General features: G+C 56.8%; 16 protein-coding genes. 8 read left to right on the plus strand and 8 right to left on the minus strand.

Annotation, left to right across the window (positions count from 1 at the left end):
• The first annotated feature begins 35 nt into the window (after positions 1–35).
• From PuT2_RS10310 to PuT2_RS10325, 4 genes are all read left to right on the plus strand, one after another.
• A complete protein-coding gene (locus tag PuT2_RS10310; protein WP_093970966.1) occupies positions 36–998 on the plus strand; it encodes a 3-hydroxyacyl-CoA dehydrogenase NAD-binding domain-containing protein in 963 nt (320 codons plus the stop codon).
• 90 nt (positions 999–1,088) lie between these two features.
• Positions 1,089–1,889: a crotonase/enoyl-CoA hydratase family protein gene (locus PuT2_RS10315; protein WP_254046991.1), complete on the plus strand. Its 801-nt coding sequence runs from the start codon at positions 1,089–1,091 to the stop codon at positions 1,887–1,889.
• A gap of 53 nt (positions 1,890–1,942) precedes the next feature.
• Positions 1,943–3,121, plus strand: a complete 1,179-nt coding sequence (locus tag PuT2_RS10320; RefSeq protein ID WP_093970968.1) for an acyl-CoA dehydrogenase family protein — start codon at positions 1,943–1,945, stop codon at positions 3,119–3,121.
• A gap of 93 nt (positions 3,122–3,214) precedes the next feature.
• Positions 3,215–4,354, plus strand: coding sequence for an ABC transporter substrate-binding protein (locus PuT2_RS10325; protein ID WP_093970969.1), 1,140 nt, complete (start codon positions 3,215–3,217; stop codon positions 4,352–4,354).
• A gap of 136 nt (positions 4,355–4,490) precedes the next feature.
• Here PuT2_RS10325 and hslU read toward each other — a convergent pair whose 3' ends face one another.
• The 5 genes from hslU to PuT2_RS10350 all read right to left on the minus strand — a co-directional run bounded on the left by hslU (position 4,491) and on the right by PuT2_RS10350 (position 8,887).
• Entirely contained in the window at positions 4,491–5,822 is a 1,332-nt protein-coding gene (gene hslU, locus PuT2_RS10330) for an ATP-dependent protease ATPase subunit HslU (RefSeq protein ID WP_093970970.1), read from the minus strand.
• Between the two features lie 10 nt (positions 5,823–5,832).
• On the minus strand, positions 5,833–6,366 hold the full coding sequence (hslV, locus tag PuT2_RS10335; protein WP_093970971.1) for an ATP-dependent protease subunit HslV: 534 nt from the start codon (positions 6,364–6,366) through the stop codon (positions 5,833–5,835).
• Positions 6,367–6,599: 233 nt separating this feature from the next.
• Positions 6,600–7,049 carry an RNA polymerase-binding protein DksA gene (gene dksA / locus PuT2_RS10340; RefSeq protein WP_093970972.1) on the minus strand — a complete coding sequence of 150 codons (450 nt, stop codon included), beginning with the start codon at positions 7,047–7,049 and terminating at the stop codon, positions 6,600–6,602.
• Positions 7,050–7,085: 36 nt separating this feature from the next.
• The gene (locus PuT2_RS10345; RefSeq protein ID WP_093970973.1) at positions 7,086–8,195 is read right to left on the minus strand and encodes a GTP-binding protein; all 1,110 of its coding nucleotides are present in this window, start codon (positions 8,193–8,195) and stop codon (positions 7,086–7,088) included.
• A gap of 176 nt (positions 8,196–8,371) precedes the next feature.
• Complete coding sequence (locus tag PuT2_RS10350) at positions 8,372–8,887, minus strand: Fur family transcriptional regulator (RefSeq protein ID WP_093970974.1); 516 nt, start codon at positions 8,885–8,887, stop codon at positions 8,372–8,374.
• 68 nt (positions 8,888–8,955) lie between these two features.
• Between PuT2_RS10350 and PuT2_RS15835 the strand changes: the two genes are divergently transcribed.
• From PuT2_RS15835 to PuT2_RS10365, 4 genes are read left to right on the plus strand one after another with little or no spacing between them, the layout of a single operon-like run.
• Entirely contained in the window at positions 8,956–9,102 is a 147-nt protein-coding gene (locus PuT2_RS15835; protein ID WP_158214034.1) for a hypothetical protein, read from the plus strand.
• Positions 9,103–9,106: 4 nt separating this feature from the next.
• The gene (locus PuT2_RS10355) at positions 9,107–9,823 is read left to right on the plus strand and encodes a metal ABC transporter ATP-binding protein (RefSeq protein ID WP_093970975.1); all 717 of its coding nucleotides are present in this window, start codon (positions 9,107–9,109) and stop codon (positions 9,821–9,823) included.
• 47 nt (positions 9,824–9,870) lie between these two features.
• The gene (locus PuT2_RS10360; protein ID WP_093971019.1) at positions 9,871–10,716 is read left to right on the plus strand and encodes a metal ABC transporter permease; all 846 of its coding nucleotides are present in this window, start codon (positions 9,871–9,873) and stop codon (positions 10,714–10,716) included.
• A 47-nt stretch (positions 10,717–10,763) separates the two neighbouring features.
• Complete coding sequence (locus PuT2_RS10365; protein WP_371596733.1) at positions 10,764–11,720, plus strand: metal ABC transporter solute-binding protein, Zn/Mn family; 957 nt, start codon at positions 10,764–10,766, stop codon at positions 11,718–11,720.
• Here PuT2_RS10365 and xerC read toward each other — a convergent pair.
• The 3 genes from xerC to dapF are packed head-to-tail and all read right to left on the minus strand — an operon-like array spanning position 11,677 to position 14,260.
• The gene (gene xerC, locus PuT2_RS10370) at positions 11,677–12,702 is read right to left on the minus strand and encodes a tyrosine recombinase XerC (protein WP_093970977.1); all 1,026 of its coding nucleotides are present in this window, start codon (positions 12,700–12,702) and stop codon (positions 11,677–11,679) included. The two genes, PuT2_RS10365 and xerC, sit on opposite strands and share 44 nt — an antisense overlap.
• On the minus strand, positions 12,699–13,370 hold the full coding sequence (locus PuT2_RS10375) for a DUF484 family protein (protein ID WP_093970978.1): 672 nt from the start codon (positions 13,368–13,370) through the stop codon (positions 12,699–12,701). The genes xerC and PuT2_RS10375 overlap by 4 nt, the downstream gene beginning before the upstream one ends.
• A complete protein-coding gene (gene dapF / locus PuT2_RS10380; RefSeq protein WP_093970979.1) occupies positions 13,367–14,260 on the minus strand; it encodes a diaminopimelate epimerase in 894 nt (297 codons plus the stop codon). The genes PuT2_RS10375 and dapF overlap by 4 nt, the downstream gene beginning before the upstream one ends.
• Positions 14,261–14,262: the final 2 nt, after the last annotated feature.

Genomic DNA, 14,262 nt, shown 5'->3' on the forward strand with positions numbered 1-14,262 from the left:
ATTTTCCTACTTATTCAATCTGCCCAAAGGACACCATGAGTCATGTGATCTACACCCCGCCAGACCAGGTTCGGTCAGTTGCCGTTCTGGGTACCGGCTCTGTCGGCGCCAGCTGGATCGCCTTGTTTCTGGCCCACGACCTTGACGTTATTGCTTTCGACCCGTCTACCCAGGCGGCCGAACGCGTCAAGGCCTTTGTGACTGACGCCTGGCCTGCGCTGCGCGAATTGGGGCGAACCGGGCTTGAAAGCCCACCGCTCGAACGCCTGAGTTTTGCGGCAACGCCCGCCGAAGCGGCCCGGCAGGCCGACCTCATTCAGGAAAATTGCCCCGAACATCTTGACGTCAAGTTGGCTTTATTGGCCGAAGTAGATGCCGCCGCCGAACCTCAAAAAATTATTTTGTCTAGCACGGGCGGTATTCCGCCGACGGCCATGCAGCAAGCGTGCAAGCATCCCGAGCGTCTGGTGGTGTTGCATCCGTTCAACCCTACGCACCTGATCCCTCTGGTCGAAGTTGTCGGCGGCGAAAAAACGTCACAAGCCGTGCTTGATTGGGCGATGGAATTTGCTCGCCTTCTTCACAAGCAACCCATTTTGCTGCATGCCGAGGCCAGTGGCCACATGACCAACCGGTTGCAGTTTGCGCTGGTGCGCGAAGCCGTGGCGTGTCTGGTCGAGGGCATTGCCAGTGCCAAAGATATCGACGCGGCGGTGCGCTATGGCCTGGGGCCGCGCTGGGCCTTGATGGGCAGCCTTTTAACTTTGCATCTGGCCGGCGGCCCTGGCGGTATGCAAGGCATCCTCGACCATACCGCCAAAGCCATACAAGAATGGTGGACGCCAAAGATAACACCGGTGCTGACCCCTGAGGTCATTGCGAAGTTGGTCGAGGCTGCGCAAGAGGTTTCAAAAGGCGAGCCAGTGCAAGACTGGGTGAATTGGCGCGACCGTGGTTTGGTCGATGTGCTCAAGCTCCAGGAAAAGCTTGGGGCTTAAGCAGCGTGTTTTGGCGCGGCGCAGGCTTTGGGCTTTCGTCGCCAATTGAATCAATCGAATAGCCGTAGCAGGAACAAAATGAGAGAACCCATGACGTGGCCCATGCCATTACCCGAATGCTTGTCGGTCACCCTGGACGGCACCATTGCCGTGCTGACCCTGAATCGCGCCCATAAGCGTAATGCCCTGTGCGACGAACTGGTGCTGGGCATGCAAACGTTCTTTTCCAGTATTCCCCAATCGGTTCAGGGCGTGGTGGTGCACGGGGCCGGCGACGACTTCTGCGCAGGCCTCGATCTAAACGAACTTAAAGAAACCTCGGTGGCCGAAAGTTTTGATACCTCTATTATTGGCCAGCGGCTCAACGACACCGTTCAGTTTTGCAAGGTGCCGGTTATCTCGGTGCTGCATGGTGCGGTAATCGGGGGCGGCCTCGAGTTCGCGGCATCGACGCATATTCGGGTTGCCGAGAAAAATGCGTATTACGCGTTACCGGAAGGTACACGCGGCATCTTTCTGGGTTCGGGTGGTTCGGTGCGCCTGCCCCGGCTGGTTGGCGCTGCGACTGTTATCGACATGATGTTGTCCGGGCGCGTCTACGAGGCCGAAGAGGCCCATCATATCTTGCGGCTGTCGCAATACCTGGTTGAGCCTGGCGAGGGTCTGAAGAAAGGGATAGAACTGGCCAAACGTATTGCCAAGAATGCGCCGCTGGCCAACTTTGCCATTATCCAGTCCATTCCGCGTATTTCCGAACAAGACCCGCAAACCGGGTTGTTTACCGAAATGTTGATGGTGGGTATTGCGCAGGGCGACGACGAAGCCAAGCAGCGGTTGCGTGATTTTCTTGAGCGCAAGGCCAACAAGGTGCAACGGGCCACACAGCCTTAGGGCGACTCCGCCACCCCACCCGTATCAAAACATACCAACAGAGAGACAAAATCATGGGTACTACTGCGTTAAGAGCCGACTTCAGCCGCGACGCACTCGAGGCCGAAGCCGCCGAGTTCCGATCATATATTGCCCGGTGGGTTGACGAACGTCTGGTGCCGCAGGCCGAGGCCATCGATCACGAGGCTGAGTTTTCTCATGCCTTGTTCAAAGAGCTGGGCGAGTTGGGATATTACGGGGTGATGTACCCCGAATCGGTAGGTGGCAGCGGGCTGAAGTATCCCTATACCTGTTTCACGATTCTGTGCGAAGAGCTGGCGCGCGGCTCGATGAGCTTCGCGGCAGGTGTTTGCATGCAAGGCTCCACGGCCACACACACCATTTTTCAGTGGGGTAACGAAAGCCTGCACGACAAGTATTTGAAGCCTGCATTGCAGGGTGACAAGGTGGCCGCGTTTGCCATTACCGAACCTAACTCGGGGTCTGACGCGGCTTCGCTGCGGACACGCGCCACTCGGGTCGATGGCGGTTACATACTGAACGGCACCAAAATGTTTACCAGCAACGGTACTGTGGCTGATTTCATTACGGTGGTAGCTACTACTGACCCGACAAAGGGGCTCAAAGGTCTCGATCTGTTTCTGGTTGACACCACCAGCCCTGGGTTTTCGGTGGGGCGCAAGCTCGACAAGTTTTCGGTACGAAGTTCCGACACGGGCGAGTTGGTTTTCGAGAACGTCTTTGTTCCCGACGACCATTATTTGAATAACGGTTCGGGCAGCAGCTTTTTAAATGCGTACAAATCGCTGACGGTCGACCGGATCTTTACCGCGGCCCTGGCGCTGGGCGGCGGGCAGGCAGCCTATAACGCCGCACTGCAATATGCCAAAGAGCGCGAGCAGTTCGGGCAACCCATAGGTAAATTTCAGGCAGTTCAGTTCAGGCTGGTCGATATGCTGGCCAAACTTGAGCAAGCCCGCTTGTATACCTACCACGCAGCTGCCTTGGCCGACCAGAACGCCTCTATAACTACCGAAGCTGCGATTGCAAAAATTGTAGCTGCCGAGGGTTGTCACGAAGTGTGCGAAATGGCCATGTCGGTATATGGTGGCTATGGTTTGATGAATGAGTATCCGGCCCAGCGTTTTTTGCGCGATTCGTACTTTCCCATGATTGGCGGGGGTACCGGAGACATCATGCGGCTCATCGTTTCAAGACAACTTGGCTTTTAGGCCCAACATTTAAAAAGCTGCAAGACAAGCAGTACACCTATTAAAACAGCAGTAAACCTTTTAACGACTTACATAAACTGCAGGAGACAAGCAATGAAAAAGACTTTTATCGCGTTCGCATTGGCCGCCATGGTGCCCGCGTCGGCAGTCATGGCCAACGAAATTACCGTGGGCCTTATCGTGGGTGAAACCGGCCCGGGCGCTTCGCTGGGCATTCCGTACAAAAGTACGTTCAATATGGTTCCCGATACCCTGGGTGGCTTGAAAGCCCGTTACATCATGCTGGACGACGCCACCGACACAACGCTGGCGACCAAGCAGGCGCGCAAACTCATCCAAGAAGACAAGGTCGACCTGATTTTCGGCTCGGGCAACGTGCCTACCGCCGTTGCGGTATCCGAGGTCACCAACGAAGCCAAAGTGCCTCAAATTGCCTTAACGCCTACGCCGCTCAAGCCCGACACCAGCCCATGGACATTTTCCATTCCGCAGCCCATGAACATTATGTCGGTGCCGGTGGTGCGTCATATGCAGGCCAACGGCGTGAAAAAAGTCGGCTTCATCGGCTTTACCGACTCTTGGGGCGATCTGGTCATTAACGGATTCAAGAACGTACCGGGCAACGACATCCAAATCGTTGCCGAAGAACGCTACGCTCGTAACGACACCAGCGTCGCTGGCCAAATCTTGAAGATTCTTGCCGCCAAGCCCGACGCCGTGCTTATTGGCGGTTCGGGTACGCCGGCTGCGTTGCCCCATACCGCCCTGCGCGAGCGCGGCTATAAGGGCCCTATTTATCACAACCCAGCGGTCATCAATAAAGACTTCCTGCGTGTGGGGGGCAAAGCCGTCGAGGGTGGCTATGCCACTACTGGTCCGGTCATCATCGCCGAGCAGCTTGACGACAGCAACCCAATCAAAAAGGTTGCGCTCGATTTCCGTCAACGTTACGAAGACAAATACGGCAAGGGTAGCGTCAGTGCATTTGCGGCGTATTCGTGGGATGCCTACCTGATTGGCGATCAGGCTGTTCGTGAAGCGGCCAAGAAAGCCAAGCCGGGTACACAAGAGTTCCGCGCTGCTATTCGCGACGCACTCGAGTCTGGCAAGGAAGTTGTCGGCGTGCACGGCGTTTACAAAATGACGCCTAAAGATCACACCGGCGTCGACGAGCGTGCTGCTGCACTGGTTCAGGTTAATAACGGTGGCTGGAAACTGATCAACGTTAAGTAAGCGGCGGTCAGTATTACCGTTTTACTCTTTTAAAAAAGGCCCAAGAATCGGAGCTTCCGTTTCTTGGGCCTTTTGTACTGTTTGCGCTGGGCAGGTTTGTTCATACAGGGCTGCATGATTGCACCCAGCTAAGCTACTACAGCACGTAGCGCGCCAAGTCTTCTTTACTCGCGGTCTCTTGCAGTTTTTCGTTTACGAAGGCGGCGTCTATAGTTACCGTTTTTCCGCTATTGGCCGGCGCATCAAACGACAAGTCTTCCAGCAGTTTTTCCATGACGGTATATAGCCGGCGCGCACCAATGTTTTCGGTGCGCTCGTTTACGTCAAACGCCAGTTCGGCCAGGCGTTGTACGCCTTCGTCGGTGAACTCAAGGGCGACTTCTTCAGTAGCCAGCAGTGCCGTGTACTGTTTGGTGAGCGATGCATCGGTGTCGCACAAAATGCGTACGAAGTCTTGCGCGGTCAGCGAGTCAAGCTCTACCCGAATAGGGAAACGGCCCTGGAGTTCGGGGATGAGGTCAGACGGGCGCGACAGATGGAAGGCGCCGGAAGCGATGAATAGAATGTGATCGGTACGCACAACGCCGTACTTGGTGTTAACCGACGTGCCCTCTACCAGAGGTAGCAGGTCGCGTTGGACACCCTGACGTGAGACATCGCCAGCCGATTGTTCCTGGCGTGTCGTGATTTTGTCGATTTCATCCAGAAAGACAATACCGTTTTGTTCGGCATTGGTTACCGCTGTGGTGCGTAGCTCTTCTTCATTGATGCGCTTGGCGGCTTCTTCTTCGGTAATAAGCTTGAATGCTTCTTTTACCGTCATTTTGCGGGTTTTCTTTTTTTCGCGTCCTAACCCTGCAAACATACCTTTAAGCTGCTCGGTCATTTCTTCCATGCCGGGCGGCGCCATGATTTCCATCTGTGGCATGGCTTGCTGCACTTCAATTTCGATTTCCAGATCGTCGATCTGGCCTTCGCGCAGGCGCTTGCGGAAGGTTTGCCGGGCCGAGTTTTCTTCGCGAACGGGCTCACCCTGCGCGTTGCGCGGTGGCGAAATCAGCACATCAAGAATGCGGTCTTCGGCGGCGTCTTCGGCCTGTGTGCGCACCCGACGCATTTCCTGTTCGCGGGTTTGTTTGATCGAGACTTCGATCAAGTCGCGAATAATGGTGTCAACGTCACGGCCGACATAACCCACCTCTGTGAATTTGGTGGCTTCGACCTTGATGAAGGGCGCATTGGCTAGTTTGGCCAGGCGGCGGGCAATTTCGGTTTTGCCGACGCCGGTCGGCCCGATCATCAAAATGTTCTTAGGGACGATTTCGGTGCGCAAGGGCTGAGGCACTTGCTGGCGTCGCCAGCGGTTGCGCAGCGCAACGGCGACGGATCTTTTGGCCTTGTTCTGGCCAACAATGTGTTTGTCGAGCTCAGAGACGATTTCGCCGGGGGTCATGTTGAGGGCGGACATAATGTTTCTCTTAAAGCGTTTCGATGACGTGGTTCTGGTTTGTGTAAATACACAAATCGCCCGCGATCTCGAGTGATTTCTTGACGATGTCTGCAGGAGGCAGGTCGGTATTCTTGAGCAAGGCCAGCGCCGCAGATTGGGCATAAGCGCCGCCTGAGCCGATGGCGGCCAAACCGTATTCGGGTTCAAGCACGTCGCCGTTGCCGCTTAGTATCAACGAATGGTCGGCATCGGCCACAATCAGCATGGCCTCAAGGCGACGCAAGACTCGGTCGGTACGCCAGTCGCGGGTGAGTTCGACGGCAGCGCGCATCAGGTTACCTTGGTGCTTTTCAAGTTTGCCCTCAAAGCGCTCTTGCAGAGTGAAAGCATCGGCGGTCGCGCCCGCAAAGCCTGCCAGTACGCGGTCGTGATACAGACGTCTGATTTTGCGTGCCGTGCCCTTGAAAACGATGTTGCCCAGGGTAACCTGGCCGTCGCCGCCGATGGCAACTTGGTTGCCCCGACGAACGCAAATAATGGTTGTAGCGTGAAATTGTTCCATGGATTTTCCCCTTGATTCGATTAAATGGGGGCAGGGGGCCAGAGTTCAAGCGGCTACAGGTTACGAGGCGTTTCTGTATTGACGTGGCCCCTGGCGCGCTGTGGCCACCACTGCGATAGGCAAAAAAAAGCCATCGCGGCTGCGATGGCTAATGATACAGAAGTGTGCCGGCCCGGCTTTGATACTGTTTGCGCTAACTGTAAAAAAGCGAGGTTGTCGGCGTGGCGCGTGAATCAGTCGCCGTAGAGCTTTTGACGCATTTCACGGCGCTCTTGAGCTTCGAGCGACAAGGTAGCGGTGGGGCGGGCCAACAAGCGGGGAATGCCGATGGGCTCGCCGGTTTCTTCGCACCAGCCGTAGGTACCGTTTTCAATCAGCGTCAGTGACTGTTGAACTTTCTTGAGCAATTTGCGCTCGCGGTCACGCGTGCGCAGTTCGAGGGCATGCTCTTCTTCGATAGTCGCGCGATCGGCAGGGTCGGGTACAAACTGCGTTTCGCGCAGGTGTTCGGTGGTGATGTCGGCGTTGGTAAGAATTTCTTGCTCGAGCTGCTTTAGCCGATGCTTGAAGAAGGCCAGTTGAGCCTCGTTCATGTAGTCAGACTCGGGCATGGCCAAGAGCTCTTTTTCGGTGAGCAACTTGGTTTGAGCTTCTTCTTTGGTGGTGGCTGACTTCGTGGCCATGGTGTACCCCTAAAAATGAAACGTCGAAACTGACGGTCAGGCAAGACAGTTATCGAGACCCTGACGGAAAATATCCTCAGGGAGCTTGCGCCCGATGAATACCATTTTGGTATTGGGCTTTTCGTTGGCGAGCCAGGCTTTGCCAGGTTCGGCACCCATCATCATGTGCACGCCCTGGAACAGCATGCGTCGATTGATGCCTTTGATGAAAAGAATACCTTTGTAGCGCAGGAGGTCGGGCCCGTAGACTTGCACAATACCGCCCAGGAATTCTTCAAGGCGTTCGGGGTCGAAGGCTTTGTTCGAGCGGTAGACGAAGGCGCCGATGTCGTCGTTGTGATGTGCGTGATGGTGCCCGTGGTGGTGGCCATGACCATGGTCATGATCGTGGTCGTGATGGCAGTGCTCGTCGCACGCATGGTCGTGGCCATGGTCGTGGTCGTGGTCGTGTGCTGCGTCGGGGTGATCGGCCGCCAGGAAGTCGGGGTCGATATCCAGAATCGTGTTCAGGTTGAACCCGCTGATATCGAGGACTTCGCGGATGTCGGCTTCGCCGAAGTGTACCGGCTTGATTGGTGCGCGTGGGTTGATGCGGACAATGCGCGCGCGCAGCGTCTGATATTCGTCTTCGGTGACCAGGTCTTTTTTCGAGACCAGGATGCGGTCGGCAAACCCTACCTGCTTTTGCGCCTCTTCTTGCTGGTCGAGCGTGTCCATGCCATGTTTGGCGTCGACAACCGTAATTACGGCGTCAAGACGGTAGTAGTCGGCGATGTCGTCGTCCATGAAGAACGTTTGGCATACCGGGCCAGGGTTGGCCATGCCTGTTGTTTCGAGCACGATGCGGTCGAATTTAATGTCGCCGGCTTCGCGTTTGGTGCGCAGCTCGTTCAGGGTGCGTTGCAGGTCGCCACGCACCGTGCAGCATACACAGCCATTGCTGAGTTCGATGATCTGTTCGTCGCTTTCCTGGACCAGCAGCTCGTTATCGATGCTTTCGGGCCCAAATTCGTTCTCGATGACGGCAATTCGCTGGCCGTGGTTTTCGGACAGCACACGCTTGAGCAAAGTGGTTTTGCCGGCACCCAGAAACCCGGTAAGAATGGTGACGGGCACCATTTTGTCGATTTTTACTGCGGTATTCATCTGTAAAGCTCACAAGGCGCGGCCTGAATATTTGCAAAGCGCTTGCGAAGCGACTACGACTTTATTCTGTACCGCGCGGAAAAATAATCAACGTGCGATTACATCACAGCACGAGCGGAAGAGCAAACTTTTGTGTTAGTCGTTGTATTTAAAAGAAAAAACGATGCTTCGGGTAACTACTGATGGGCGTGTTTGTGGGCCGCTTTTTCAGCGGCTGGATGCGCATGTGTTTTTTGGTGGCACGGGTTGCACAGCGCCCTTAACTCAGTTTCGTGGTGGTCGAGTACGAACCCGGCGCCTGCCACTTTTTGGGCAAGCTGGCGATGCAGTACCGGATCGCTGAATTCGGCGACGGCACCGCATTCGGTGCAAATGACCAAAATGTCATGAGGGTCGCCTGCGGCATCCATGCAAGCAGCCCACGCGTTAACGGCATCAAGCCGGTGGATCAGGCCTTCTGCAATAAGAAAGTCGAGCGCTCGATAAACCGTGGGGGGCGCCGCGCCAGGTTGTACTTCTCGGATTTCTTCGAGCAGCTCGTAAGCCTTTACGCTGCGCTGACGGCGCAACAGGATTTCTAGCACTTTGCGACGAATGGGCGTCAGGCGCCGCCCTCGCTGGTTGCAGAGGGTTTCGGCGGTGTCGAGTTGCGCGGAAATTTGCGCGGCAGGTGTAGTGGCTTTGCGTGGCATAGTATGAGTTGGCCGCAGTATGTTATAACATAACCCTTCTGGCCAAGTGGTTCTTCCTGTCCCTCATTATGTCTGTTTTCTCGCGCGCTGTGCGCAAACATGGCGTTTATCGCGGCTCGGCAATTTTGTTGTCTGGCCTAGACCGCCTGTGGCGCGTTGCCCTGGTTGTGCTTGCGCTTTGGGCACTGACCGGTTGGGCCATGCAGTGGTGGTAGCGCCGTGACCTCGCCTGTTATTGAACTGGACCACGTTTCCCTGGGTTGGCGAGATCGTATTGCCGTGCGCGACGTTACGGGCGCATTCGAGCGAGGGTCGTTGACCGCTTTGGTGGGGCCGAACGGCGCCGGAAAATCCACGCTGGTCAAAGGCATCTCGGGGGTATTGAGCCCGGTGCGCGGTACGATCCGGCTGGCCGCCAACGTTGACGGCAAGGTGGCCTGCTTGCCGCAGGTTGGCGATCTCGACAAAACGTTTCCCATCTCTGTTTACGACCTTGTGGCGATGGGTGCGTGGCGCAGGGTGGGGTGGTGGCGCCGGGTATCGTTGGCCGAGCACGAGCGTGTGCAGCACGCGCTTGAAACCGTTGGGCTGGCCGATTTTGGCCGTCGCATTATTGGGACGCTGTCGGGCGGGCAGTTGCAGCGGGCGTTGTTCGCTCGTCTTATGTTGCACGACGCCCAGGTACTGATTCTCGACGAGCCGTTTGCTGCCGTCGACGCCCACACGACCGAAGACCTGCTGGCGCTGCTGCACCAATGGAACATCGAGGGGCGTACGGTAATCGCCGTATTGCACGATCTCGATATGGTGCGATCATTGTTTCCGAAGAGTTTGTTGCTGGCTGGGCAGGTAGTGGGTTGGGGCGACACAAATCAGGTGCTGACGCCCGAGAACCTGCATATGGCGCGTCATTTGTGTGCGGGAGACTACCTGTGAACGGGTTGTTCGAGGTTTTGGTCTCGCCCTTTATCGAGTTTGCTTTTATGCGACGTGCGCTGGCGGGGTCGTTTTCGCTGGCCTTTGCCGCCGGCCCGCTGGGTGTGTTTCTTATTTTGCGACGTGTCAGTCTCATGGCCGACGCGATGGCGCACGCGATTCTGCCCGGCGTTGCGGTAGGCTTCATGGTCGCTGGCTTGTCGTTGTGGGCGATGGCATTAGGGGGCGTGGTGACGGGTTTGGTAGTGGCGGGGTTGGCCGGATTGGTGTCCAGGTTAACGCCGCAGCGTGAAGATGCCAGCTTTGCTGCGTTTCACCTGGTGTCGCTGGGTTTGGGTGTGTTGCTGGTCTCATTGCGAGGCTCGAACATGGACTTGATTCATGTCCTGTTTGGCAGCGTGCTTGGGCTGGATGACAATGCTCTGCTCCTGGTCACTGCAACGGCCAGCGTGACACTGATCGTGTTGGCTTTGATTTTTCGGGCTTTAGTCGCCGAATGTATGGATCCCGGCTTTTTGCGTGCTGAGCGCGGACATGGCTCGATCAGTTATCTGGTGTTTTTGTTTCTGCTTGTACTGACGCTGGTGTCGGGGTTTCAGGTATTGGGCACGTTAATGGTCGTAGGCATCATGATGCTGCCGGCGGCTGCGTCCCGTTTCTGGGTCAGGTCGGTCGGCGCGCAAATGATTTTTTCCGGGTGCGTGGGCGCTGCGTCCGCGTATGTTGGCTTGCTTGTTTCGTATTACGTCAATGTGCCTGCGTCTGCGGCCATTATTCTTTCGGCGGGCCTGTTTTACTTTGTGTCGCTGTGCGCCGGGCCGCAAGGGGGGCTATTGCAGGCCGCCCGTCAGGCACGGGCGCGTCGTCGGCATATGGCGTCGATTCCCAGTTAGGTTAAGTGATGAGGATGGTTATGTTTTCAAATGGTGGCGCGGTGTTGATGCAAGCAGGGTTTGCGCGGTTGCGACGGTTTTGCGCGATAGGCTTGAGCACATTTGCGGTGCTGGGAGCGCCGTTGTCGGTAGCGGCCGAGCCGTTGAAGGTGGTTGCCAGCTTTTCTATCCTGGGTGATATGGTCAAGGTGATCGGTGGTGAGAACGTCCAGGTCACGACGCTCATTGGCCCTAATGTCGATGCGCATTCGCACGAGCCTACGGCATCCGATAGTCGGGTGCTGGCCGATGCCAATGTGGTGGTCATGAACGGTTTAGGTTTTGAGGCCTGGATGCCTCGGCTCATGCGGGCGTCTGGGTTCAAGGGGCATGAAATTGTTGCATCGACAGGCGTCACCCCGCGTCAACTGGACCATGACCATGACCACGACCATGGGCACTCACACGGGCACGACGACAAGGCCGATGGCGCTGCTTCTGTCGATCCACATGCCTGGCAAGACCTCCGAAACGGCGTAAAGTACGCTCGCAACATCGCCAACGGCCTGTCGCGGGTCGATCCGGTTAATCGGGCGGGTTATCAGGCGCGTGCCGATATTTATGTGACCGAAATGGAAAAGCTTCATAACGAAATCCGGCAGTCGCTGGCGGCGATACCTGCAGAGCGGCGCAAGGTCGTTACGCCGCACGATGCCTTTGGTTACTTCGGGCAGGCATATGACATTACTTTTGTCCCCGTTGCCGGTCTGGCGTCGGACGCCGAACCTTCTGCACGCGATATTGCGCGTTTGATTCGCGAAATCAAGAAAACCAAAAGTGCGGCACTGTTTACCGAAAAAGCGCTGTCGTCGCGTGTGATCAACCAGATTGCGCGCGAAACCGGGGCCAAAGTGGGCGGAACGCTTTACGCAGATACTCTGGACGTAACGGATCGCCCCGCCGGAACGTATTTGGGAATGTTCAAGTGGAACGCGGGTCAGTTGATTTTTTCGCTGAAGCCGTAGTGTCGGTCGCCGGCGTGTGGGTTGCGGTATCGCGCCGGCGGTTTGCTCGTGGGTGAGCCTGGTCGTACACCTTGGCCAGATGCTGGAAGTCCAGGCGCGTATAAATTTGTGTGGTGGCAATATTGGCGTGCCCCAGCAGTTCTTGCACGGCGCGTAAATCTTGCGCCGATTGCAATAAATGGCTGGCAAAGCTGTGCCTTAAGCTGTGCGGGTGCACATTAATGGGCAGCCCGGTTTGCTGAGCCAGTTTGTTCAGTTGAAGCTGCACCACACGACCCGAAATCCTTTTCCCGCGTTCACCCAAAAATAAGGCAGCGTTATCGCCCGGCGTTAGTCCGGTTTGGGGTTTGATCATGTCTGCGCGCAAGGCCAGCCAGCGTTCAAGGGCTGCGATGGCCTGCCGGCCCAATGGCGCATGCCGTGTTTTGCCGCCTTTACCAGTTACCACGACCTCGGCGTCGTCAAGCTGTAACCAACTGCCCGACGTGTACTGCGCCGAGTGTACATAGTGCGTGTCCAGACTGGTCAGTTCCGACAAACGCAAACCTGCTGAATACAGGACCTCAAACATGGCTTGGTCGCGGCATTCGATGGGTGTATGCGGTGCCGGCAGGTTGGGTCTATCGAGCAACACCTGTGTTTGTTCGACAGAAAGCGCCTTGGGCAACGAACGCGGGATTTTGGGCGCGCGGATGTCTGCGGCCGGATTATGGGCCAGACCAATTTGCGGAGCCCACCATTGGTAGAACCCCCGCCAGGCCGCCAGAGCCCGGGCCAGACTGCGAGGCTTATGCCCTTCGCTGTGCAGCCGCGCAACCGCCTGCCGCAGTTCGCCGTTCGAAAGCTGATTGAGCGGCGTGTCGGGGTATAGATTTTGTAGTAACAACAGGTCTTGCCGGTAACCGCTGATGGTGTGGGCCGAGTAACGCCTTTCAGACGTCAGGTACTGCAGCCAACGGTTAACCGGTTCGACCGAGTTCATTCGTGCGGGTCAAGCAGGCGAGTCAGGGCAGAGGCCGATAGCTCGCCGATAATTTCCAGGAAGGCTGTGCCCATGTCGGGTTCGAAACGATCGGCTTCGGCGGACCCGATAACCAGCAGCCCCAGCAGTTTGCCTGACGCGGGGGCGCGTAAGGGGACAACCGCCATTGATTGTGCATTGTCACTCAGCCAGGCTGACACGGCATGACCTTCGGTCGGCCCGCAGTAAGGGTTGGGAAGGGCCTGCGCCCATAGCCTGATGTCATCTGATACGTCTTGCGTAAAGCGCTCGGCCACGCGGGGGCTGCTTTCCAAAAGCCGTAGTGTGGTGTCGGGCAGTTCGAACAGATTGGCTAGGCTGTCAATGATGTGAGCCGGTATTTTTTCGGCATCAGGCTCGGCCAGCATGCGCGCGCACCATGCGGTCAGGGTACGACTGATTTTTTCATTCCCTGACGCGTTATTGATGAGCCCCGATAGTTTCCATTCGAGGTCTTTGGCTTTGGCCCGAAGCGTGAGAATTTGGCGTTCACCCAGCGAGATGGCGCGTGTTTCGTGAGGGTGAGGTACCCGCAGGTCAGCAAAAACGTCTGCGTGCTCATGAAAAAAACCGGGGTTTTCGCGCAAAAACAGGGCGACCTCGTCGGCGCTCAGGTGGGTTGTTGTCATGGCGTGGCAGCATCCTTTTGTAAATAATTTTGCGTAAGCTTATCAATGTCGACCTGGCCCGTAAATACGGTGGTGGCGGGCCCTGTCATTTGCAAGCGATCGCCGTCCCAGGCAATGGTTAGCAGCCCGCCCCGGGTGTGTACAGCCACGGGGCTGTCGAGCAGCCCGCGACGAATGCCGGCAACCGCAGCGGCGCAGGCGCCTGTGCCACAGGCCAGTGTTTCGCCGGCCCCGCGTTCGTAGACGCGCAGTTTGATGGTGTGCCGGTCGACGATTTGCATGAATCCGGCGTTGATACGCTGGGTAAACCGTGGGTGCGATTCGATGATGGGGCCCACCGTGGCGACTGGCGCGGTATCGACATTGTCGACTACTTGAACCGCATGCGGGTTGGAAATGGCGACCAGTGAAATATCGACGCTGTCGCCGTCGGGCAGCGGCAGTGTCCAAAGGGTGTCGTGGTGCAGCGGGGCATTGACCAGCCCACGCGTCATGAAGTGGACATCTGCAGGCTGAAAGCGAGTTTGCCCCATGTCGACGGTGACTTCCCCAGTTTCCGATTCATTCAGGGTGATGAGCCCGGTGCATATTTCTGCGCGCAACGGGTTCCGGCGCGACAGGCCTTGTTCGTGAACAAAACGTACAAAGCAGCGAGCGCCATTGCCGCAATGCTCGACTTCACTGCCGTCTGCATTAAAGACCCGGTATTTGAAATCGGCCTCGGGGTGGCTCGGGTTCTCGACCAGCAACAGCTGGTCTGCCCCGATGCCGAAATGACGGTCGGCCAGGGCGCGGGCGCGCTCTGGGGTCATTTCGATAGACTGGCTGACGCCGTCGAGAACGACAAAGTCGTTACCGGCGCCATGCATTTTGGTGAAATTCCAGATCATGA

This window comes from Pusillimonas sp. T2 (genome assembly GCF_002236805.1).
GTDB lineage: Bacteria > Pseudomonadota > Gammaproteobacteria > Burkholderiales > Burkholderiaceae_B > Neopusillimonas.

Excerpts from the sequence above, each read along its gene's own strand:
- PuT2_RS10310 (WP_093970966.1), top strand. The coding sequence starts at position 36 with ATGAGTCATGTGATCTACACCCCGCCAGACCAGGTTCGGTCAGTTGCC.
- PuT2_RS10315 (WP_254046991.1), top strand. The coding sequence starts at position 1,089 with ATGACGTGGCCCATGCCATTACCCGAATGCTTGTCGGTCACCCTGGAC.
- PuT2_RS10320 (WP_093970968.1), top strand. The coding sequence starts at position 1,943 with ATGGGTACTACTGCGTTAAGAGCCGACTTCAGCCGCGACGCACTCGAG.
- PuT2_RS10325 (WP_093970969.1), top strand. The coding sequence starts at position 3,215 with ATGAAAAAGACTTTTATCGCGTTCGCATTGGCCGCCATGGTGCCCGCG.
- hslU (WP_093970970.1), bottom strand. The coding sequence starts at position 5,822 with ATGTCCGCCCTCAACATGACCCCCGGCGAAATCGTCTCTGAGCTCGAC.
- hslV (WP_093970971.1), bottom strand. The coding sequence starts at position 6,366 with ATGGAACAATTTCACGCTACAACCATTATTTGCGTTCGTCGGGGCAAC.
- dksA (WP_093970972.1), bottom strand. The coding sequence starts at position 7,049 with ATGGCCACGAAGTCAGCCACCACCAAAGAAGAAGCTCAAACCAAGTTG.
- PuT2_RS10345 (WP_093970973.1), bottom strand. The coding sequence starts at position 8,195 with ATGAATACCGCAGTAAAAATCGACAAAATGGTGCCCGTCACCATTCTT.
- PuT2_RS10350 (WP_093970974.1), bottom strand. The coding sequence starts at position 8,887 with ATGCCACGCAAAGCCACTACACCTGCCGCGCAAATTTCCGCGCAACTC.
- PuT2_RS15835 (WP_158214034.1), top strand. The coding sequence starts at position 8,956 with ATGTCTGTTTTCTCGCGCGCTGTGCGCAAACATGGCGTTTATCGCGGC.
- PuT2_RS10360 (WP_093971019.1), top strand. The coding sequence starts at position 9,871 with ATGCGACGTGCGCTGGCGGGGTCGTTTTCGCTGGCCTTTGCCGCCGGC.
- PuT2_RS10365 (WP_371596733.1), top strand. The coding sequence starts at position 10,764 with ATGCAAGCAGGGTTTGCGCGGTTGCGACGGTTTTGCGCGATAGGCTTG.
- xerC (WP_093970977.1), bottom strand. The coding sequence starts at position 12,702 with ATGAACTCGGTCGAACCGGTTAACCGTTGGCTGCAGTACCTGACGTCT.
- PuT2_RS10375 (WP_093970978.1), bottom strand. The coding sequence starts at position 13,370 with ATGACAACAACCCACCTGAGCGCCGACGAGGTCGCCCTGTTTTTGCGC.
- dapF (WP_093970979.1), bottom strand. The coding sequence starts at position 14,260 with ATGATCTGGAATTTCACCAAAATGCATGGCGCCGGTAACGACTTTGTC.